General features: G+C 70.0%; 21 protein-coding genes. 8 read left to right on the top strand and 13 right to left on the bottom strand.

All coding sequences use genetic code 11. The annotated features are described in order from the left end of the window. Window positions 1-70 precede the first annotated feature (70 nt). The 3 genes from SACAZDRAFT_RS18490 to SACAZDRAFT_RS18480 all read left to right on the top strand — a co-directional run bounded on the left by SACAZDRAFT_RS18490 (window position 71) and on the right by SACAZDRAFT_RS18480 (window position 2,246). The gene (locus tag SACAZDRAFT_RS18490; protein WP_050983480.1) at window positions 71-952 is read left to right on the top strand and encodes a putative RNA methyltransferase; all 882 of its coding nucleotides are present in this window, start codon (window positions 71-73) and stop codon (window positions 950-952) included. A 5-nt stretch (window positions 953-957) separates the two neighbouring features. Further along, window positions 958-1,632 (top strand): hypothetical protein, encoded by a 675-nt coding sequence (locus tag SACAZDRAFT_RS18485; protein WP_005444179.1) that lies wholly within the window; start codon window positions 958-960, stop codon window positions 1,630-1,632. A gap of 176 nt (window positions 1,633-1,808) precedes the next feature. Next, on the top strand, window positions 1,809-2,246 hold the full coding sequence (locus tag SACAZDRAFT_RS18480; RefSeq protein WP_005444178.1) for a pyridoxamine 5'-phosphate oxidase family protein: 438 nt from the start codon (window positions 1,809-1,811) through the stop codon (window positions 2,244-2,246). Between the two features lie 33 nt (window positions 2,247-2,279). On the opposite strand, the gene SACAZDRAFT_RS18475 is transcribed toward SACAZDRAFT_RS18480, so the two are convergent. From SACAZDRAFT_RS18475 to aceB, 11 genes are all read right to left on the bottom strand, one after another. Continuing rightward, a complete protein-coding gene (locus SACAZDRAFT_RS18475) occupies window positions 2,280-3,095 on the bottom strand; it encodes a MerR family transcriptional regulator (protein ID WP_005444177.1) in 816 nt (271 codons plus the stop codon). Further along, entirely contained in the window at window positions 3,088-3,624 is a 537-nt protein-coding gene (locus SACAZDRAFT_RS18470; protein ID WP_005444176.1) for a VOC family protein, read from the bottom strand. The genes SACAZDRAFT_RS18475 and SACAZDRAFT_RS18470 overlap by 8 nt, the downstream gene beginning before the upstream one ends. 89 nt (window positions 3,625-3,713) lie before the next feature. After that, on the bottom strand, window positions 3,714-4,475 hold the full coding sequence (locus SACAZDRAFT_RS18465) for a LamB/YcsF family protein (RefSeq protein ID WP_005444175.1): 762 nt from the start codon (window positions 4,473-4,475) through the stop codon (window positions 3,714-3,716). A gap of 81 nt (window positions 4,476-4,556) precedes the next feature. Continuing rightward, window positions 4,557-5,039: a YbaB/EbfC family nucleoid-associated protein gene (locus SACAZDRAFT_RS18460; protein ID WP_005444174.1), complete on the bottom strand. Its 483-nt coding sequence runs from the start codon at window positions 5,037-5,039 to the stop codon at window positions 4,557-4,559. Then, the gene (locus SACAZDRAFT_RS18455; RefSeq protein WP_005444172.1) at window positions 5,036-5,536 is read right to left on the bottom strand and encodes a hypothetical protein; all 501 of its coding nucleotides are present in this window, start codon (window positions 5,534-5,536) and stop codon (window positions 5,036-5,038) included. Before SACAZDRAFT_RS18455 ends, SACAZDRAFT_RS18460 begins: the two co-directional genes overlap by 4 nt. Further along, on the bottom strand, window positions 5,533-5,874 hold the full coding sequence (locus SACAZDRAFT_RS18450; RefSeq protein ID WP_005444171.1) for a DUF4333 domain-containing protein: 342 nt from the start codon (window positions 5,872-5,874) through the stop codon (window positions 5,533-5,535). Before SACAZDRAFT_RS18450 ends, SACAZDRAFT_RS18455 begins: the two co-directional genes overlap by 4 nt. A gap of 27 nt (window positions 5,875-5,901) precedes the next feature. Continuing rightward, entirely contained in the window at window positions 5,902-6,639 is a 738-nt protein-coding gene (locus tag SACAZDRAFT_RS18445) for a hypothetical protein (protein ID WP_005444170.1), read from the bottom strand. Further along, window positions 6,636-7,517, bottom strand: coding sequence for a putative T7SS-secreted protein (locus tag SACAZDRAFT_RS23895; RefSeq protein ID WP_005444168.1), 882 nt, complete (start codon window positions 7,515-7,517; stop codon window positions 6,636-6,638). The genes SACAZDRAFT_RS18445 and SACAZDRAFT_RS23895 overlap by 4 nt, the downstream gene beginning before the upstream one ends. Then, window positions 7,517-8,026, bottom strand: a complete 510-nt coding sequence (locus tag SACAZDRAFT_RS18435; protein WP_005444167.1) for a hypothetical protein — start codon at window positions 8,024-8,026, stop codon at window positions 7,517-7,519. The genes SACAZDRAFT_RS23895 and SACAZDRAFT_RS18435 overlap by 1 nt, the downstream gene beginning before the upstream one ends. Window positions 8,027-8,115: 89 nt before the next feature. Then, entirely contained in the window at window positions 8,116-8,745 is a 630-nt protein-coding gene (locus SACAZDRAFT_RS18430; protein WP_005444166.1) for a hypothetical protein, read from the bottom strand. Between the two features lie 170 nt (window positions 8,746-8,915). Then, the gene (gene aceB, locus SACAZDRAFT_RS18425; protein WP_005444165.1) at window positions 8,916-10,490 is read right to left on the bottom strand and encodes a malate synthase A; all 1,575 of its coding nucleotides are present in this window, start codon (window positions 10,488-10,490) and stop codon (window positions 8,916-8,918) included. Between the two features lie 147 nt (window positions 10,491-10,637). Between aceB and SACAZDRAFT_RS18420 the strand changes: the two genes are divergently transcribed. The 3 genes from SACAZDRAFT_RS18420 (at window position 10,638) to SACAZDRAFT_RS18410 (ending at window position 13,101) form a co-directional block, all read left to right on the top strand. Beyond that, window positions 10,638-11,423: an IclR family transcriptional regulator gene (locus SACAZDRAFT_RS18420; RefSeq protein WP_005444163.1), complete on the top strand. Its 786-nt coding sequence runs from the start codon at window positions 10,638-10,640 to the stop codon at window positions 11,421-11,423. Window positions 11,424-11,485: 62 nt separating this feature from the next. After that, complete coding sequence (locus SACAZDRAFT_RS18415) at window positions 11,486-12,037, top strand: SigE family RNA polymerase sigma factor (RefSeq protein ID WP_005444161.1); 552 nt, start codon at window positions 11,486-11,488, stop codon at window positions 12,035-12,037. Then, window positions 12,034-13,101, top strand: coding sequence for an LCP family protein (locus tag SACAZDRAFT_RS18410; protein ID WP_005444160.1), 1,068 nt, complete (start codon window positions 12,034-12,036; stop codon window positions 13,099-13,101). Before SACAZDRAFT_RS18415 ends, SACAZDRAFT_RS18410 begins: the two co-directional genes overlap by 4 nt. A 77-nt stretch (window positions 13,102-13,178) precedes the next feature. Here the strand turns inward: SACAZDRAFT_RS18410 and ftsY are convergent, their stop codons facing one another. Beyond that, the gene (gene ftsY / locus SACAZDRAFT_RS18405) at window positions 13,179-14,768 is read right to left on the bottom strand and encodes a signal recognition particle-docking protein FtsY (RefSeq protein WP_005444159.1); all 1,590 of its coding nucleotides are present in this window, start codon (window positions 14,766-14,768) and stop codon (window positions 13,179-13,181) included. A 133-nt stretch (window positions 14,769-14,901) separates the two neighbouring features. Here ftsY and SACAZDRAFT_RS18400 point away from each other — a divergent pair, with 133 nt between their 5' ends. Together SACAZDRAFT_RS18400 and SACAZDRAFT_RS18395 are read left to right on the top strand one after the other, a co-directional pair. Beyond that, a complete protein-coding gene (locus tag SACAZDRAFT_RS18400) occupies window positions 14,902-16,107 on the top strand; it encodes an anhydro-N-acetylmuramic acid kinase (RefSeq protein ID WP_005444158.1) in 1,206 nt (401 codons plus the stop codon). A 9-nt stretch (window positions 16,108-16,116) separates the two neighbouring features. After that, on the top strand, window positions 16,117-17,625 hold the full coding sequence (locus tag SACAZDRAFT_RS18395) for a sodium:solute symporter (RefSeq protein ID WP_005444157.1): 1,509 nt from the start codon (window positions 16,117-16,119) through the stop codon (window positions 17,623-17,625). A gap of 68 nt (window positions 17,626-17,693) precedes the next feature. Here the strand turns inward: SACAZDRAFT_RS18395 and SACAZDRAFT_RS18390 are convergent, their stop codons facing one another. After that, a complete protein-coding gene (locus SACAZDRAFT_RS18390; RefSeq protein ID WP_005444156.1) occupies window positions 17,694-18,572 on the bottom strand; it encodes a DUF3239 domain-containing protein in 879 nt (292 codons plus the stop codon). Window positions 18,573-18,580: the final 8 nt, after the last annotated feature.

Here is an 18,580-nt window from a genome sequence, read left to right as displayed (position 1 = left end):
TGTGAACCCGGCCACGCGGCTCGTAACGGTTGCGTTTCCCGCCGTGGTGGCGCGTGGTCGAATAGAGGGCATGTCGATGCGCCCCGCCCCCGCACCAGCGGCTCCGCCCGGCACCGTCGTGGCCGCGTTGCGCTGTTCGGTGTGCGGCGACGAGATGGCGTTGGAGGCGCGCACGCTGCGGTGCCCGGCGGAGCACAGCTTCGACCTCGCCCGGCAGGGCTACGTCAACCTGCTGCACGCCTCGGTGCCGAAGGGCACGGCCGACACGGCGGCCATGGTGTCGGCGCGCGAGGCGTTCCTGCGCGGGGGCTTCTACGCGCCGCTGGCCCACGCGCTGGCGTCGCGGGCGGCACCCGGGACGCCGGGGACTTCCGGCGAGGGCCTCGTGGTCGACGCGGGCGCCGGCACGGGCTACTACCTCGCCCACGTCCTCGACGCACTGCCGGAGACGACCGGGCTCGCGCTCGACGTGTCGGCCCCCGCTCTCAAACGGGCCGCCCGCGCCCATCCGAGGCTCGGCGCGGCGGTGTGGAACCTGTGGAAACCGTGGCCGGTGGCCTCGGGCGTCGCCGACCTCGTGGTCAACGTCTTCGCGCCCCGCAACGCCGGCGAGTTCCGCCGGGTGCTCGCCCCGGGCGGGCGGCTGCTCGTGGCAGGGCCGGGCCGCGGTCACCTCGCCGAACTCGCCGACGAGCTCGCTCTCCTCGACGTCGACGCCGACAAGACCGAGCGCCTGGACGCCACGCTCGCCCAGGGCTTCCGGCTCGTCGCCCGCGAGGACGTCAGCGACCGGGTGACCCTCTCGCCCGACGACGTGCGCAACGTCGTCCTCATGGGACCCAACGCCCACCACCTGCACCGCAACGGCCTCGCCGACCGGCTCGCCGCCGTCGCGGAACCGATGACCACGTCCACCGTGTTCACGGTGTCGGTGTACGAGAGGCTGGGCTGAGGACCGTGGACCTTCCCGCGACCGCGCTGGCAGACCCGGCTTGGGTGACCGAGGACCTCCACCGGGCTCGCCGCCTCCACGGTCCCGCCTCCCCCACCGTGTTGGGCACCATCCGGTGGTACTCGGCCTCGTCGGTCCTCGTCGCGCCCGCGCTCGAACCCTGGGTGCACACCGGCGCGGCACGCGACCCGGCCCTGGAGTCGGTCACCTTCGACGTCACGGCGGACGGCCGCTTCCTCGACGCCCGGTCGAGCCGGGCACTCGACGGCGACGCCGCCGAGCTCGGCGCGGCCCTGGTCCCGGCCGTGGACTCCGCGGTCACCGCGTTCGCCCACGCGAGCGGAGCGGCCCCACGAGCACTGTGGGCCGTGGCGGTGGACTCGATCGCCAACCGGCTGCTGTGGGCGGCGTCCACCGTCGGCAGGCCCGACACGGCACCGCGGCTGGCGGACGCCCTGGCCGATCAGATGGAACGCGCCGCCCGCGCGTTGCCGCGGTGCGTGTGGCAAGGCTCGCCGCGACCCCGGTTCACCACGGTGGGTCACCGACTGGTGTTGCGACGCTCGTCGTGCTGCCTGCTCTACGAGGCTCCCCGCACGCGCGACGACAAGTGTGTGAGCTGCCCCCGGCAGACGCCGGCCGAGCGGGAAAGACGCCAGCGTCTGCTGCTCGGGCCCTGATCGTCGTCCGGCCGAGACCCGGATCCTGCCCGAGATCGCCGGGTCGTGCCCATCGGTGGTCGCAGACGGGTCTTTGTGCCCTGCTCCGGGCCGTCGTTCGTGACGCATTGTCGACAACGAGACCTCGACAGCGCCGGAAACTGTCGAGGACGGACCACGAACGAGGGACACTGCTGGTGACACAACCACGGTCGGAGAAGATGCTGCCCGCTCCCATCGAGATGCGGGAGCTCAGCGAATCCGAATGCCTCGACCTGCTGCGGGCCGAGCTCGTCGGCCGCATCGTCTTCACCGAGAAAGCGATGCCCGCCATCCGCCCGGTGAACTACGTGCTCGACGGGCGCGACGTGATCATCAGAACCCGGGGCGACTCCTGGGCCCGCCGAGTGGCGGACACTGTGGTGGCCTTCGAGGTCGACCACATCGACAACGAGACCCACACCGGGTGGAGCGTGGTTCTGCTCGGTACCGCCACCATCGTCACGGACATCGACACCCTCGTGCGGGTCACCGACTTCCGCCACCGGCCCTGGGCGCCCGGACACCGCGACCGGTACCTCCGCGTCCAAACGGGCCAGCTCACCGGCCGACGACTCTCGTTCGTACCCGCCTGACGCTGCCGAGTCACTCCGGCGTCCACCCGGCACCTACTCCCAGGTAGCGGTGTCGGGGTCGACGCCGTGGGCGCGTGCGCCGGCGTCGATACTGCGTCGCAACCACGAGGCGAGCCCGGCTCGGACGCCGTCGTAGTGGGCGGCGAACGCCGGATCGGACTCGTACATGCGCCCGAGACAGACCTGCATCTGTCTGGTGAGCGGGAAGTACGACGAGCTGAACACCTCGCGATGACGCTCGACGAGCCGGTTCGCCTCCGGGCTTCCAGGCTCGACACCGGCGTCCATCGCGTCCGCCATCGCGCGGTCGAGCTCGGCGACGGTGTCCACGACGGCCTGCCATTCCTCCGGGCTGCGGGAGGCCGAACGTTCGGCGTACTGCTTCCATTGCGTCGTGTCCCCGTAACGCTCGCGGGCCTGGGCGGGCCACTCGGGATTCCACTCGGGCCCGAAGATCTCGGCCTGCTGCTCGGCGGTGAGCAGCAGACCCCGCTCGTGGGCGTCGATCATCCGTTCCAGGCCGACGCTGAGCTGCCGGAGGCGGTCGATCCGCTCGGCCACCTGCGACTGCTGTGCGCGCAGCGCCGCGGGCACGTCGGTGCCCGAGCCCTCCAGCACGGCCTGGATCTTGTCCAGGCCGAGACCGAGCTCCCGGTAGATCACGATGCGGTGCAGCCGTTCCACGTCACCGGCCGTGTAGAGGCGGTATCCGGCGCTCGTGCGCAGCGACGGCCGCGCGAGGCCGATGTCGTCCCAGTGGTGCAGAGCCCGCACCGTGACCCCGAGCCGCGCCGAGACCTCGCCGACGGTCAGACCGTCGGCGTCGGCGCCGTCGGCGACCTCAGCCATGGTCCCCATTCTCCCCGCCGTCGGAGGTCGGTGCGGTGATCCCGACGGACGCGAGGTTCTGCGCTTCCGGGCTGTCCGGATCCCACGGCTTCGCCGCGGTGAACACGACCCGCGCCCTCTCCGGCGTGATCACCTCGACGTCCCGCGTGTTCCACGGGGTGTCCCGTGGCCCGTCGACCGAATCGGGGTTCAACGACCGGCAGGCCTCGACGAGGGAATCGACCTGGTTCAGCACGCACGCGAAGCTGACGCTCATCGCCGGAGCCTCCTCCGGCACGCTCTCCCCGGCGACCAGAAGCACGTCCTGGAACGCCCACCGGCGCAGGTGCACCAGCGTGCCGGGAATGCCGAACAGTTCGAAGAACCCCAGTCCGCGGGTCCAGAAGTCCACCGACGCCGCCAGGTCGGTCGACGGGATCGTCACGAACGCGGGCATGCCGTAGATGCCCCGGTACAGATCGGGCGCCACCGCGTCCGGACCGGGAGCGGGCACCGGGCTGATCTCGAAGGCGTCGTAGTAGTCGCTCATGCACTCACCTTCGAGCCTCACGCGACGTGAGGGTCAAGCTGACGACACGTGTCCCGCGCCACACCGGCCCGACCGTCGCCGGCGCCGCCTCACACGAAGGGTTTCACCGCCACACCGGCGTCGGCGAGCGCCTTGCGGACGCGCCGGGCGATCTCGACCGCACCAGGGGTGTCTCCGTGCACGCACAGGGACTGCGGACTCAGCTTGAGCACACTGCCGTCCACGGCCTGCACAGCGCCTTCCACCGCCATCCGCACGCTGCGCTCGACCACCACGTCCGGGTCCAACACCACGGCGGACGCTTCCCGCCGCGACACCAGCGTGCCCTGCGGCGTGTACGCGCGGTCGGCGAACGACTCCAAGACCACGGACAGGCCCGCCTCCTCGGCCTGCTTCACCAGCTGCGACCCCGGAAGTCCCAGCACCGGCAGGGCCGGGTCGTAGCGGCGGATCGCCTCGACCACGGCCGCAGCCTGCTCCGCGTGCGCGACCACCGCGTTGTAGAGCGCCCCGTGCGGCTTCACGTACCGCACCGCCGAACCCGCGATCCGGGCGAAGCCGTCGAGCGCGCCGATCTGGTAGATGACGTCGTTGGCGAGGTCGTCGGGGTCCATGTCGATGAAGCGCCGACCGAACCCGGCCAGGTCGCGATAGCCGACCTGGGCACCGATGCTCACCCCGCGCTCGGCGGCACGTTCGGTGACCCGGCGCAACACACTCGGATCACCCGCGTGGAAGCCGCACGCGATGTTGGCACTGGTCACCACGTCCAGCAGCGCGTCGTCGTCACCGAGCGGCCACGCGCCGAAGCCCTCGCCCAGGTCGCTGTTCAGGTCGATCACCGCGTCCACAACGCCAGCGTAACCATGTCCCGACCCGCCGTGGAGACCCCTGCCGGGACGCGCACCAGGCGCCCGTCCCGGCCGAGACGGCTACCGGTCCGATGATTCGAAGAGGTCGAACTCCTCGAAGAACACTTCGTCGTCGGCGTTACGTGCCCCGCTCGTCGCAGGCGCGAGGTCCTCCGCCGATGCCGTCGGGCGCCGGTCCCCGAACAGCGTCTCGTCCGACTCGGTGACCCGGTCGAGCAGTTCCGAGCTGCCGAGGCCCCGGCGGACGACGTCCGCCTGCCGGCGCGCCACCGCGGCGACGGCGGCCGCGATGGTCTGCTGCACCGTCGTCGACAAGGACGCCGGGCTGAGGTCGTGCACGCTCTCGGAGAACGTGACGGACGAGATCACGCCCCCGGGCCCGGCCACGACGGTCACCACCCCGTCGGGCGACGTCACGCTCGCGCTGACGTCCTTCAGCTCCTCCTCCGTCCGCTGGTAGGCCTCGGCGCGTCGCCGGTTGTCGGCCGCCGCCGTGTCCAACGCTTCGATACGACGCATCAGTTGCGCCGCGTAACCACTCATCGCTCCACTTCCGGTCGGATCGTCGTCAGGAATTCGTGAAACTCGTCGAGCAGTCGCACGAACTGGTCCGGCAACGCGCTGAGAACGACTTGCAGAACCGCCGTGCTGCCGGGATCCCGTGGATGTCGCATCGAGAAGAACGCCTGTCGCTGCACGAGGTGCAGCGGCTTCCCGCCGTAGGGCAGGACGAGCCGAACCGCCTGCGCGAAGCCGGGGTTGTCGGCGGTACCCACCTCGCTGCGCTCCCCCACCCGCACCTCGGTCGCGCCCGCCCGCAGCTCCGCCAGCGACTCCTCCGCCACCTGCTGCAACGGCGCGTCGTGGGCCCGAACGTGCCCGGTCATGGTGATGCTCGGAGTGAACCCCTTGCTCAACCCCGGATGCACCGCCACGAAGGCGGCGTTGTCGGCGTTGACCTCCTTCGGCGGCACCGAGAGCCAGCCGTCCGGCAGAGTGCACCGAATCGGCACCGGCAAAGCCGTCACCGTCGTACTCATGTCCCGGCATTCCCCTGCGCGGGCGGCATCGGCGTCTCGTCGACTTGAACCACCATCTTGCCGCGATTGTCCTCATAGGAGGTGATCTCGATCGTGTAACCGATGCGACCACCGTCCTTCGCTGTGAGCACACAGCGGGTCTTCGCGCCCACTTCACCGTCGATCGGTCCAGGACACTCGACTTCGGCCGGCTCTTCGCCCGCCATCTTGGTCAGCACATCAAATGACTGCTTTTCGAGTTCTTCCTTGGAGACGGTCGACTTGAAGCTACATCCCGACAGCGCAAAGGCAGCGCCAACAGCCAGGACAGCGACCGCACGCAGTGACCGCAATTTCACGATAACTTCTCCTCATCAGTTTCAGAATCAAGACCAGACGAAGGTTGGGATTCGGTCGAGAATGTCGCACCGCAAATCGAGTGCGGGTACAAGCTTCTGCGGATCACGGTGATCTCCCACGATGTCGTGCGCGTTGAGCTGGTCGCCATAGATGGCGAATCCTCGCGACGCACGGGGGTCCGTGACAAGGAAGCGCACAAGGTCGGGGACGAGCACGGCACGGGCGAAAGCTTCGTCCTCGGTCGTGATCTCGAAGTTCTCGTCGAACTCAGGGAAACCGAGCTGGATGTCCCGCTGGCCGATCTGAGAACGGATCTTGCTCTGGGCACGCAGTACGCGCCTCACGGTGAGCCCGGGCCGCATCGCGGGCAGACTCAGCCACACAGCTGTCACGGGCACGTGCTGTCCCTGATGCCGGACGTCGAATTCCGTCGCGATGAAGGGGCGGGAGCGGTGGGTTCCGGTGATGACGTTCCGAGCGCCCACCGCTTTGGGCGGCAAAGTGAACGGATCGAGCACGTTACGCAACTGGAACTCGGGCTGCGCGTTGTGGATTTCGGCGTAGGAGTCGTTCCTCTCCTCGAACTTCCACCCCCGCCGTTGGAGCTCCTCCGCCAACCGCTGCCGCACGTCGCCGGCCTCAGCGGTGGCGGCTCCGCTCTCAGCGGCGAAGGAGCGGGTCAGCTTGCTGATCAGCCACGCCACCCCGCCGAGGAACAGGACCCCACCGCCCACTGCGATGGCGACAATCAGACCGGTACTCACGAGTTCGCACCCTCCGGCCGGATGGTCGCCAGGAACTCCTCGAAGTCGCCGATGAGCTGCGCGAACTGCGCCGGCAACGCACTCAACACAACGTGCAGCACCGCGCGCCGACTCCTGTCACGCTGGTCCTGCATCCCCAACAACACCTGAAGCTGGTAGACCTGCACCGGTTTCCCCGAGCTCACCACCCGAAGCCGGACGACCTGGGTGAGAGCAGGGTTCTCCGCCGAACCGGTCTGCTCGCGCCGACCCACTTCGACACTCGGGTTCTCCGCACGAAGTCGCTCGACCGCCTCGTCCGCGACCTCCGCCAGCGGCACGTGGGACTCACGCAGTTCGCCCGAGATCGTGATGTTGGCCGTGAACGCGCCGCTCGTCCCCGGGTGCACTGCCACGAAACCGAGCCCGCTCGCGTCGACCGAGTCGGGATTCACCGACCGCCACCCCTCGGGTAACGAGAATTCGATCGGCACGGGAATGGTCGCTGCCATGCCCGCCTGGGAGGCGGCTTGGGCCTGTTCGTTGTACTGGGCCGCGGCAGCCCGTGACGCCGCCTGCGCCTCCGTGTACATCTCGATCGCCCGCTGCGCTTCGCCCTGGGCCCAGACCAGGGTGTCGGCGTAGTCGGCGAGAGTTTGTCCACCCTGGTTGGCCGTGTCGACCGCCTGGAACCATTTCGGTGGTTCGGCGGTGAACACGTCGCGGAAGGCCGTGGCGGCGTCGCCGGTCCACTCCCCGGGATCGACGTTGCCGAGCCCGTCGCCGGTCGCTCCGATGGCCTCGATGTTCTTCACGAGCTCGCGGAGGTCGTTGATGATTGCCTCCGGGTCGCCCGGGATCAACTCTCGTGGATTGGTTGTCTGCCCCAGTTCGGCCATCAGGACGGCATCCCCCGGCTCGCGGTCTCACCAGAGGCGCCGCTCTCGGTCCCGGAGAGGGCGTCGGCGATCCCTCCGGTGATCCCGCCGCCCGGAATGACGGTCGGATCGAGTCCCCCGCCGATCGGTCGGCCACTGTGGACCTGTCCGAGCCCCATGCCGCCGGTGATCCCGCCGCCCGGGACCACACTCGGGTCGAGACCCCCACCGTCGATCAGTCCACCCAGTCCGGTCAGCGTCGCGTCGGTCTCCGCCTCGTTCTCGAGGTACTTGACCGCCGCGGCCCGCAGCGACTCGCCGTGTTCGACGGCTTTGTCGCGAAGGGACTCCACCTCGCGCTTGGCGTTCTCGACGAAGTCCGCCCAGCCTCGCTGCACCCCGGAATGTCCATAGTCCCCTGTCGGCCCTTGCCAGGGCAGCTGGACGACTCCCCCGATGACGTCGTCGATCTTGCCCGCCGCCTGCCGCAGCTCCTCAGGGATTGCTCCGAAGCCAAACCCACCAGTCACACCACACAGGATGTTGATCTTCCGAGCACTCGTTCGGAAGATCGACTCGCTTCATCCGATCGGGTGAGATTGGAACAGCTCGCCCCGAACTAGCCGCTCTCCACACGGACCGTGGAGACGAACTCCTGGAAGTCGACCGCCAGTTCCTGGAAGTGTTCCGGCTGGGTGGTCAGGGCGAATTCGAGCACGGCTCGGCGTCTCGGGTCGGTCGTGTCACTCATGCCGAGGAAGGTCTGCAGCTGCAGGAGCTCGTGCCCGCGGGGACCCGGTGAGATGCGCACGGCCTGTGTCAGCGCGGGGATCGCCGCGGTGCCACTCTCCTTGCTGCTCTCGACCCGGACCTCGGTGCCCGGAGTCTCCAACTGCTTCACCGATTCCGCAGCGATGTCCTCGAGGTCGACCGTGCTGTCCCGCACGTCGCCGGTGATGACGATCGTGGGCACGGACCCGTCGCCGCGCGAGGCGGGGTGCAGGGCCACGAACGCGGCCTCGGGGACCCCCACGTCGGCGGGCGGTACGGACTGCCACCCCTCGGGCAGGGAGAACTCGATCGGCACCGGCAGCGTGGCCGCCGGACTCTCCGACCCGGCCGACCCCGGCGGCGAGGCGGGAGGCGAGGGAGCCGCGGGTTGCTCCGCGGGCGGCGTCGCTGCGACCGGCGTGCCCGTCGTCGTGCCACAGCCGGCCAGCACCGCGCACCCGGCGACGAACGCCGTCACGCCTCGCGTCCACACAGTCGTCCGCGCGAATCCCTGTCGAGCCACAAGAGTTGATCTTGCCGTTCTCGGGTGAGCACTGTGGACGCGAAGGGGGCCGATCACCTGAAAGGGCGACACAGGACCGTGCCCCGGCCCGCCTGAGAACGGCGCGACCGGGGCACGGTGAAGGATCACTTGATGCGTTCGTACGCGGGCAGGGTGAGGAAGTCGGCGAACTGCTCGGCCAACGCCACCTGCTCGAAGAGCTCCACCGACTCGGCGAGCTGCTCCGCGGGGATCACGTCGGCGAGCTCGTCGCGCACCTCGGCGAGCACCGAACGCACGAGCTCCTCGGTGACCTTCTCGCCCGTGTCGAGCTCCACGCCGTTGCGCACCCACTGCCACACCTGCGAGCGCGAGATCTCGGCGGTCGCGGCGTCCTCCATGAGGTTGTGGATCGCCGCGGCGCCGTTGCCGCTCAGCCAGGAGGCGATGTAGCGCACGCCGACGTCCACCGCGCCACGCAGACCGTCCTTCGTGGCACGGCCGCCGGTGCCCGCGACGTCGAGCAGCGCGTCGGCCGTCACGGAGACGTCCTCGCGCAGGCGGTCGAGCTGGTTCGGCTTGTCGCCGAGCACCTTGTCGAACTCCTCCTTGCACAGCTCGACCATGCCCGGGTGCGCCACCCAGGAGCCGTCGAAGCCGTCGGCGGCCTCGCGCGCCTTGTCGTCGCGGACCTTCGCGAACGCCTTCTCGTTGGTCTCCGGGTCCTTGCTCGGGATGAACGCCGCCATCCCGCCGATCGCGAACGCGCCACGCTTGTGGCAGGTCCGCACCAGGAGCTCGGTGTAGGCGCGCATGAACGGCGCCGTCATGGTCACGCTGTTGCGGTCGGGCAGCACGAACTGCTCCCCCGCGTCGCGGAAGTACTTGATGATGCTGAACAGGTAGTCCCAACGGCCCGCGTTGAGGCCCGAGGCGTGCTCGCGCAGCTCGTAGAGGATCTCGTCCATCTCGAACGCGGCCGGGATGGTCTCGATCAGCACCGTGGCGCGGATCGTGCCGTGCTCGATGCCGAGCGTCCTCTCGGCGTGGGTGAAGACGTCGTTCCACAACCTCGCCTCGAGGTGGCTCTCCATCTTCGGCAGGTAGAAGTACGGGCCCGCACCGCGGTTCAGCAGTTCCCTGGCGTTGTGGAAGAAGTACAGGCCGAAGTCCACCAGCGCACCGACGGCCTTGCGACCGTCGAACTCCAGGTTGTGCTCGTCGAGGTGCCAGCCGCGGGGGCGCACGACGATCGTGGCGTGCTCGACGTCGTCACGCAGCGCGTACTGCTTCTTGCCGGTGTCGAGCTCGATCGTCTTGCGCACGGCGTCGTACAGGTTGACCTGGCCCGACACGACGTTGGCCCAGTGCGGGGTGTTGGCGTCCTCCAGGTCCGCCAGCCACACCTTGGCGCCCGAGTTCAGCGCGTTGATGGTCATCTTGCGGTCGGTGGGACCGGTGATCTCCACGCGGCGGTCGCGCAGCGCGGGCGGGGCCTCCGCGACCCTCCACTCGGACTCGCGGATCTCCTTGGTCTCGGGCAGGAAGTCGAGCCGGCCAGTCCGTTTGGCCTCGTCCCGGCGACGGCTCCTCGCCGCGAGCAACTCGTCCCGCGTGGCAGCGAAGGACGCGTGGAGCCCGGCGAGGAACTCCAGCGCCTCATCGGTGAGGATTTCATCGCCACGCTCGACAGCGGCGCCGAGCACACGCACATCAGACATCGAACACCCCAAACACGAGGACACGCGAGCTGCCGAAACAGCCATCACGATCACGAGCAACTCTTCTGTATACCGGACTATAGTTTCTACATTGCGGAACCTCAACGCGGAAAACTCACCGTGTTCGCGACGCGAAAGGAGTCACCGGTGGCGACTGCCAGAGCGGGCAGAGCAGGTAACGGAGGTGTGCAGTCGCTTCAGCGTGCGTTCGAACTGCTGGAACGGCTGGCGGACACCGGCGGCGAGGCGAGCCTGTCCGAGCTCGCCGCCTCCTCGGGGCTGCCGATGCCCACGATCCACCGACTGATCCGCACGCTCGTGACACTCGGGTACGTACGGCAGAACACCAACCGCCGATACGCCCTCGGCGCACGGCTGATCCGGCTCGGTGAACACGCGAGCCTGCAGTTCGGCACGTGGGCGAGGCCGCTGCTGGCGGAACTCGTGGACGAGGTCGGCGAGACCGCCAACCTGGCCGTGCTCGAACGCGACGAGGTCGTCTACGTCGCCCAGGTCGCGTCGCGACGGCACTCGATGCGCATGTTCACGGAGGTCGGGCGCAGGCTGCTGCCCCACGGCACCGGCGTCGGCAAGGCGATGCTGGCGACACTGCCGCCCGACGACGTGCGCGCGCTGCTCGCCCGCACCGGCATGCCGTCCTACACCGACCACACGCACACCGACGTCGACACGTTCCTCGCCCACCTGGAGCACATCGCCGAGCAGGGTTACGCCCTCGACGAGAGCGAGCAGGAACTCGGGGTCCGCTGCATCGCCGTGGCCGTGCCCGACACTCCCGTGCCCGCCGCCGTGTCGGTCTCCGGTCCCGAAGGCAGGTTGACCGACACGATGGTGCGCGACATCGCCCCGGCCGTGCAGCGGATCGCGAAGCGACTCTCGGAGCAACTCACCGCGCGCCTGCCGGTGGAATGACGCCTCGGACAAGGTTCACCCCGGGACTCAACGAACCGGTGCGGTCGTGACGTTACAGAGGCGTGACTGACCCGATCCGTACCGAAGCGGTTCCCCTCCGCTTCGACGATTTCGTCCAGCACCGGCTGGACCGGCTCCTGCGCTACGCCACCGCCCTGACGTGCGACCCGCACCTGGCACAGGACGTCGTCCAGGAGGTGCTGCTGCGCGCACAGCCGCGGTGGGACCGCATCGCCACCCTGCGGTCACCCGACGCGTACGTGCGCCGCATGGTGACCAACGAGTACCTGTCCTGGCGACGTCGACGGGCCGCGCGACAGGTCGCCACCACCCACGAGGCACTGGACGCCCTGTCGTCGCCGGAGCCCGACCACGCCACGCGCTACGCCGAGCGGGACGCCATGCGGGCCCGCATCGCGACGCTTCCCCGCAAGCAGCGTTCCGCACTGGTGCTGCGCTACTACGAGAACCTCACCGACGCCGAGATCGCCGAAGCTCTGGGCTGCGGCGAGGGCACGGTCCGCAGCCACATCTCCCGTGCGCTGTCCCGGCTGCGCGGCGCCGAATCCGCCCGCGTCGGCCTCAACGACTCCGTGAAGGGGGCCCTGGCATGACCGACGACCGCACCGAATCCCTGATCCGCGACGCCCTCGCCCACGAGGCGAACCGAGCGGTCGACCCCAACGTGGTGAGGAACCAGTTGGCCCGGTCGGCCCGCGCGCCCCGCCGACGCGGTCCCGCACTGATCGCGGCCACCGTCGCCGGAGTCGCCGGGGTCACCATCGCCGTCACCGCGATCGTCGTGCCCGGAACCGGGCAGGAGCCCGACCACTCGATGCCGGCGGCCGAGCAGTCGGTGTCCGAGCCGACACTGGTGATCGCGGGTATGGACGCGAACGGACAGTCCGACACGGTGCTGCTGTCCCGTGTGCGCTCCGACGGCGTCGCGGTCGTCTCGCTGCCGCGCGACGCGTGGGTCGAGGTCCCGGGGCACGGGCAGCAGCGACTGAGCACCGCCTACCAGCTCGGGCGCCAGGCCGCGCTGGACGCGGGGCAGAGCGAGGAGGACGCCGACCGCAAGGGCGCCACGACGCTGGTGGACACCGTCGCCACGCTCACCGGTGAGAGCGTCGACCACTACGCGCTGGTGGACACCGCCGCCGTGGGCGCGGTGACCACGGCGATCGGCGGTGTCGAGGTGTGCGTGCACGAGGCGCACCACGACCCGCTCTCCGGGGTCGACCTCGACGCGGGCCGCCAGACCGTGTCCGGGGACCAGGCGCTCGCGTTCCTGCGGCAACGGCGGGACCTCCCCGAGGGCGACCTCGATCGCATGACCCGGCTGCAGTCCTTCGGCGAGTCGCTCTTCCACTCGCTGGCCGACTCGGAGGACGCGTTCACCACGGTCGCCGGGGCGCTCGACGGTCACGTTCGCACCGACGAGAACCTCGACGTGCTCGGCCTGGCCGAGAAGCTGGCCTCGATGTCCGACCCCGGCCTGACGACCGCGACCATCCCCATCGCCGACCCCGAGCAGACGGCGCCGGGCGGGATGGCGGTCATCGGGGTCGAGGAGGACGAGGTCCGCGAGTTCGTGGGCGCGTTCCTCGACGGCGAGACACCCGAGGGCACCACACCGGAACTGCGGCCCACGAGCGAACCCCGCTGCGTGAACTGAGCCGAGACGACGAAGGGCCACCGCTCCCCACGGGGACGGTGGCCCTTCGTCGTGGTCCCTTCGTCAGGGTCCGTGCTTCACCCGAGCAACGCGTCGACGAACGCCTCCGGCTCGAACGGCGCGAGGTCGTCGGGTCCCTCGCCGAGACCGACGAGCTTGACCGGGACACCGAGCTCGCGCTGCACCTGGAACACGATCCCGCCCTTGGCGGTGCCGTCCAGCTTGGTGAGCACGATGCCGGTGACGTTCACGACCTCGGAGAACACCCGGGCCTGCGCCAGCCCGTTCTGTCCCGTCGTGGCGTCGAGCACCAGCAGGACCTCGTCGACCTTGGCCTGCTTCTCCACCACGCGCTTGACCTTGCCGAGCTCGTCCATCAGCCCCGTCTTGGTGTGCAGCCGGCCCGCGGTGTCGATCAGCACGGCGTCCACTCCGCTGTCGATGCCGCGCTTGACGGCGTCGAAGGCCACGGCGGCGGGGTCGGCGCCCTCCTTGCCGCGCACGACCTCCGCTCCGACGCGCTCCGACCACGTCTGGAGCTGCTCGGCGGCGGCGGCCCGGAACGTGTCGGCCGCACCCAGCACCACCTTGTGGTCCTGGGCGACGAGCACGCGGGCGAGCTTGCCCGTCGTGGTGGTCTTGCCGGTGCCGTTGACACCCGCCACGAGGACGACGGCGGGCTGCTTCGTGCCGTCGACCGTGTGCGGCAGAGCGCGCACCGCGCGGTCGGAGTCCGGGCCGAGCGCGTTCACCAGCACCTCACGCAGGAGCGCGCGGGCCTGGTCGGACGTGCGCACCGCCCGAGCCGACAGCTCCGTGCGGAGCGTCTCCACGATCTCGGAGGTGGTCGCCGCACCGAGGTCGGCGATGAGCAGCGTGTCCTCGACGTCCTCCCACGACTCCTCGTCGAGGTCGCCGGCGCCGAGCAGGCCCAGCAGGCTCTGACCGAGCGCGGAGCGCGACTTCGACAGCCTGCCGCGCAGGCGTTCGATGCGGCCCGCCGCGGGAGCGACCTCCTCCTTCGGCTCGGCCGGGGCTTCGACGACGGGCTCGGGTGCGACCTCGGGCTTCGGTTCCGCCGGTGGCGCCGGGGCGGTCTCGGTCTCGACGACGTCGGGCTCGGCAGGCGCCTCGGGCTCGCGAGTCACCTGCTCGGGTTCGGCGGTGGTGTCTGCCGTATCGACGGGGGACGCGGTGTCCGTACCGGGCGCCTCGACCTCCGAGCGCGGCTCGGGCACGGTCTCGCTCGGCCGTTCCGGCGCCTCGGGAGCTTCCGTGGCGTCGGAAACCTCGGGGGTCTCGGGGGTTACCGTGGGCTGGTCGGGCAACCGCACGTCGACGATGTCGCGCCGCGGAGCGTCCCGGGGCACCGCGGCGTCCTCACCGACACCGGGTTCGCCGTCGGTCTCGGTACGTTCGGACACCGGGTGCGCGGGCGGCTCAGGAGGCGCCTGAGGCTGCGCGGGGGCCTTCTTCTCCCCGCCCGGCGCGAACGCGATACCGCCTCCGGCTTGGTAGAGGTTGCCCTTCGGGCGTTCCTCCTCCCGCTCACGCTCGAGGGTGATGCGGCGTTTGCGTGCGATCGTCAGCCCGGCCACGAGTGCGACCAACAGCACAATCGCCGCGGCGATGATGATCCACAACCAGGTGTTCGACACGCCTGTCATCCTCGCATCCGCCCTCGTCGGCAGCAGTGCGCCCTCGACCACCACAGTCAGCGTTCAACCCACTACAAATCTTTTTGGACAATCCTTCACGTAACATCTTGCGCCCGGCGCCCGTCTGGACTAGACCACCACCGTGGTTGAAAGCAAGACCGAGCTGCGAGTGGTCGGCCTCCTCTCCGGCACGTCGGTGGACGGCATCGACGTCGCCGTCGCCTCGTTCCGCATCGAGGGGGACGAACTCACCCTGACCCCGCTCGGCCACCGAGAACTGCCCTACCCGGAGCAGCTGCGGCGCGACATCCTCGCGGCGCTGCCTCCCGCCGAGTGCAGCGCCGAGCAGCTGACCAAGCTCGACACCCGCGTGGGCCAGGCCTTCGCCGACGCGGCGGTGACCGCGGTCGCCGAACTCGCCGACGGCCGGGCCGACCTGGTCGCCTCGCTCGGCCAGACCGTCTTCCACTGGGTCGAGCAGGACCGGGTCGAAGGAACCCTGCAGATCGGCCAACCCGCCTGGATCGCCGAACGCACCGGACTCCCCGTGGTGGCCGACCTGCGCGTGCGCGACGTGGCGGCCGGCGGACACGGCGCGCCCCTGGCGAGCACGATCGACGCGCTGTGGCTGCGGTCCACCGTCGAACGCGAGGGCAAGCCGGTGGGCGTCCTCAACATCGGCGGGATCGCCAACCTCACGGTCGTGCACCCGGACGGCTCGGTCCTCGCCTACGACACCGGTCCCGGGAACGCGCTGCTGGACATCGCCGCCGCACAGGTCACCGGCGGCGCCCAGCACAGCGACGTCGACGGGGCGCTCGCCTCGCGCGGAACTGTGAGGCAGGACCTTCTGTCGCGCCTGCTCGCGGATCCGTACTATGCCGTGCGACCCCCGAAATCGACCGGCAAGGAGTACTTCCACGCCGCCTACCTTCGGAAGGCCACCGAGGGGCTGCCCCCGATCGACGGCCCCGACCTGCTCGCCACGCTGACCGAACTGACGGCGGCGACCGTGGCGGCCGAGTGCGAACGGCACGGCGTCCGCACCGTCGTGGCCTCCGGCGGCGGCCTGCGCAACCCCGCCCTCGTGGCCGCACTGCGACACCGCGTCACCGTGGTGCCCAGCGACGACGACGGTCTGCCGTCCGACGCCAAGGAGGCGTACCTGACCGCGCTGCTCGGCTGGCTGACCTGGAACGGACTTCCCGCCAACGTGCCGAGTGCGACCGGCTCGGCGGGACCGCGCCTCCTCGGCGCGATCACGCCGGGGGCAGGCCCCCTGATCCTGCCCGCCCCCCGCCGGCAGCCCCCGACCCGCCTGCGGGTCACGACCCCCGACACACCGTAGGAGACAGCCATGCGCGCACTGGATCTCGCGATCATCGCGATATTTCTGGTCGGGTCACCGCTGCTGGGCGTTCTGCTCGGCGGCAAGCAGAAGTCCTCCACCGACTACTTCGTCGGCAGCCGGCAGGTGCCGTGGTGGGCGGTGACGTTCTCGGTCGTCGCCACGGAGACGTCCACGCTGACGGTCATCAGCGTGCCGACCGTGGCCTACCTGGGCAACGTCACGTACCTGCAGCTCGCGATCGGTTACCTCATCGGTCGGGTCCTCGTCGCCTTCGTGCTGCTGCCGCGCTACTACGCCGGTGACCTCGTCAGCGCCTACGGTTTCCTCGGCAAGCGCTTCGGCAAGGGCATGCAGGGCACCGCGTCGGTGACGTTCCTGGTGACACGCCTGCTCGCCGACGGTGTCCGGCTGTTCGCCACCGCGATCCCGGTCAAAATGGTGCTCGCCGCGCTCGGCCTCGACGTCGACTACTGGGTGATCATCGCCGCCATCGCCGTGGTCGCCGTCATCTACACCTACCTCGGCGGCATCAAGGCGGTCATCTGGGTGGACGTGGTCCAGATGGGCATCTACTGCCTCGGCGCGGTGGCCGCCGTCTTCCTCCTCGCGGGCAAGCTGCCCGACGGCTGGTTCGGCTCGCTCGGCGACGAGGGCAAGTTCCAGGTCTTCGACTTCTCGTCCAACGTCATCACCAACCAGTACGCGTTCATCACCGCCGTGGTGGGTGGTGCGCTGTTCGCGATGGCCTCCCACGGCTCCGACCAGCTGATGGTGCAGCGCCTGCTGGCCTGCAAGAACGTGCGCGACAGTCAGAAGGCCGTGATCGCCAGCGGCGTGGTGGTGTTCTTCCAGTTCGCACTCTTCCTGCTGGTCGGCGCGATGCTGTGGTCGTTCTACGACGGCGCCGACCCGGCCTCGATGGGTCTGCAGTCCAACGACGAGCTGTTCCCGAAGTTCATCGTCGAGCAGCTGCCCGCCGGGCTCTCGGGCCTGCTGATCGCGGGCATCCTGGCCGCCGCGATGAGCACGATCTCGTCGTCGCTGAACTCGCTGTCGACGTCCACCGTGAGCGACATCTACCAGCGGATCACGAAGAAGGAACTGCCCGACGCGGTCGTGCTCAAGCAGGCGAAGCTGTGGACGCTGATCTGGGCGGGTGTGTTCGTGATCTTCGCGTCGATGTTCACCAGCACCGACCAGCCGGTGGTCGAGGTCGGGCTGAGCATCGCCAGCTACACCTACGGCGCGCTGCTGGGTGCGTTCGCCCTCGGCATCCTCGTGAAGCGGGCCCGCCAGGCCGACGCGATCATCGCGTTCGTGGCCACGATCGTCGTGGCGGCCGTGTTCATCCTCGCCGTGACGTTCACCGTCGACGGTGAGGAGGCCGGGCTGGCCTTCCCGTGGTACGTGCCGCTCGGTGTCGTCGTGACGCTCGTGGTCGGCGGTCTGCTGTCGCTGCGCAACCCGGCCGAGGCCGGGCCCGACGAGGTGGAGCAGGTCAAGGAAACCGCGTAACGGCCGCGAGATCGGCTCTGCCGATCGGCTGGAAGGGGCCGGGCACCGCACTGGTGCCCGGCCCTTTCTCACGCCGTGGTCGTCGGTGACTCCGGGGTCGGCTCCGCGGGGAGCTCCACGGTCGAGTCCGCCGCGTCCACCGGGGTCACGGTGTGCCCGACCGAGCCGACGAACCGGGCCCGGCCGTCGGGTTGCCACTCCACGGGCACCCCCATCCGCGTCCGGGGACGGCGCAACTCCTCCGGCACGGTCGCCTCGTCGATCCGCGTCACCCGCGAGAGACGTCGGCGCAGGTCGGCGACCCGTTCCGTGCCCGCCAGCACCAGGTTCCACTCCGCCCGCGGGATCGCCCTGGCCGCCGCGTCGACGACGTCGGGGTCCGACGACGCCCACTCGACGGGCGAGGCGTCGAAGCTCCACCACACCTTGCTCCACGGCGCGGCGACGAACCCGTGCGCCACGCACGGCACGGGCTGTCCCGGCACGAAGCGGGTGCCCTCCCGCGCGGTGAAACTCATCAGGCGGTAGGCGAACGCCGGTGGAGCCACCGGATCCCGCGAGGTGTCGGCGAGGACGAGCACCTGCACGTCGGCGTCGGCCTGCTCCACGACGAGCCCGGGGACGAGCTGCCCACCGCGGTACGGCTTGGCCGCGTTGCTCGCCATCAGCCCGCGCAGGAACAGGCCCACTCCCAGCGGCACCGCCAGCACACCCGCCACCATCGACACCCACGACACCTCGACCCCGCGCATGCCGACGGCGATCGCCCAGATGCCGAGCAACAGCAACCCGCTGCCGAGCACGACGCCGGTCGTCAGGCGCCACGCCCGCCGGTAGACGTTCGGGCTGCTGGCCCGCAGGTGCGCCGGGTCGATCGGAACGTCGAAGAACCGGCGTGGGTCACCCGTCGGCCAACCCTGCTCTGTCTGCTCGATCATGCGGGGCATCGTCGCAG

The organism is Saccharomonospora azurea NA-128, from assembly GCF_000231055.2.
GTDB classification, from domain to species: Bacteria; Actinomycetota; Actinomycetes; order Mycobacteriales; family Pseudonocardiaceae; genus Saccharomonospora; species Saccharomonospora azurea.
Note: the sequence above shows the minus strand (reverse complement) of the source record. Positions and strands in the feature narration are given on the sequence as shown.

Bases quoted from the DNA above. Each gene is read 5' to 3' on its own strand.
- SACAZDRAFT_RS18490 (WP_050983480.1), top strand. From the start codon at position 71: ATGTCGATGCGCCCCGCCCCCGCACCAGCGGCTCCGCCCGGCACCGTC.
- SACAZDRAFT_RS18475 (WP_005444177.1), bottom strand. From the start codon at position 3,095: ATGGCTGAGGTCGCCGACGGCGCCGACGCCGACGGTCTGACCGTCGGC.
- SACAZDRAFT_RS18470 (WP_005444176.1), bottom strand. From the start codon at position 3,624: ATGAGCGACTACTACGACGCCTTCGAGATCAGCCCGGTGCCCGCTCCC.
- SACAZDRAFT_RS18460 (WP_005444174.1), bottom strand. From the start codon at position 5,039: ATGAGTGGTTACGCGGCGCAACTGATGCGTCGTATCGAAGCGTTGGAC.
- SACAZDRAFT_RS18455 (WP_005444172.1), bottom strand. From the start codon at position 5,536: ATGAGTACGACGGTGACGGCTTTGCCGGTGCCGATTCGGTGCACTCTG.
- SACAZDRAFT_RS23895 (WP_005444168.1), bottom strand. From the start codon at position 7,517: ATGGCCGAACTGGGGCAGACAACCAATCCACGAGAGTTGATCCCGGGC.
- aceB (WP_005444165.1), bottom strand. From the start codon at position 10,490: ATGTCTGATGTGCGTGTGCTCGGCGCCGCTGTCGAGCGTGGCGATGAA.
- SACAZDRAFT_RS18410 (WP_005444160.1), top strand. From the start codon at position 12,034: ATGACCGACGACCGCACCGAATCCCTGATCCGCGACGCCCTCGCCCAC.
- ftsY (WP_005444159.1), bottom strand. From the start codon at position 14,768: ATGACAGGCGTGTCGAACACCTGGTTGTGGATCATCATCGCCGCGGCG.
- SACAZDRAFT_RS18395 (WP_005444157.1), top strand. From the start codon at position 16,117: ATGCGCGCACTGGATCTCGCGATCATCGCGATATTTCTGGTCGGGTCA.
- SACAZDRAFT_RS18390 (WP_005444156.1), bottom strand. From the start codon at position 18,572: ATGCCCCGCATGATCGAGCAGACAGAGCAGGGTTGGCCGACGGGTGAC.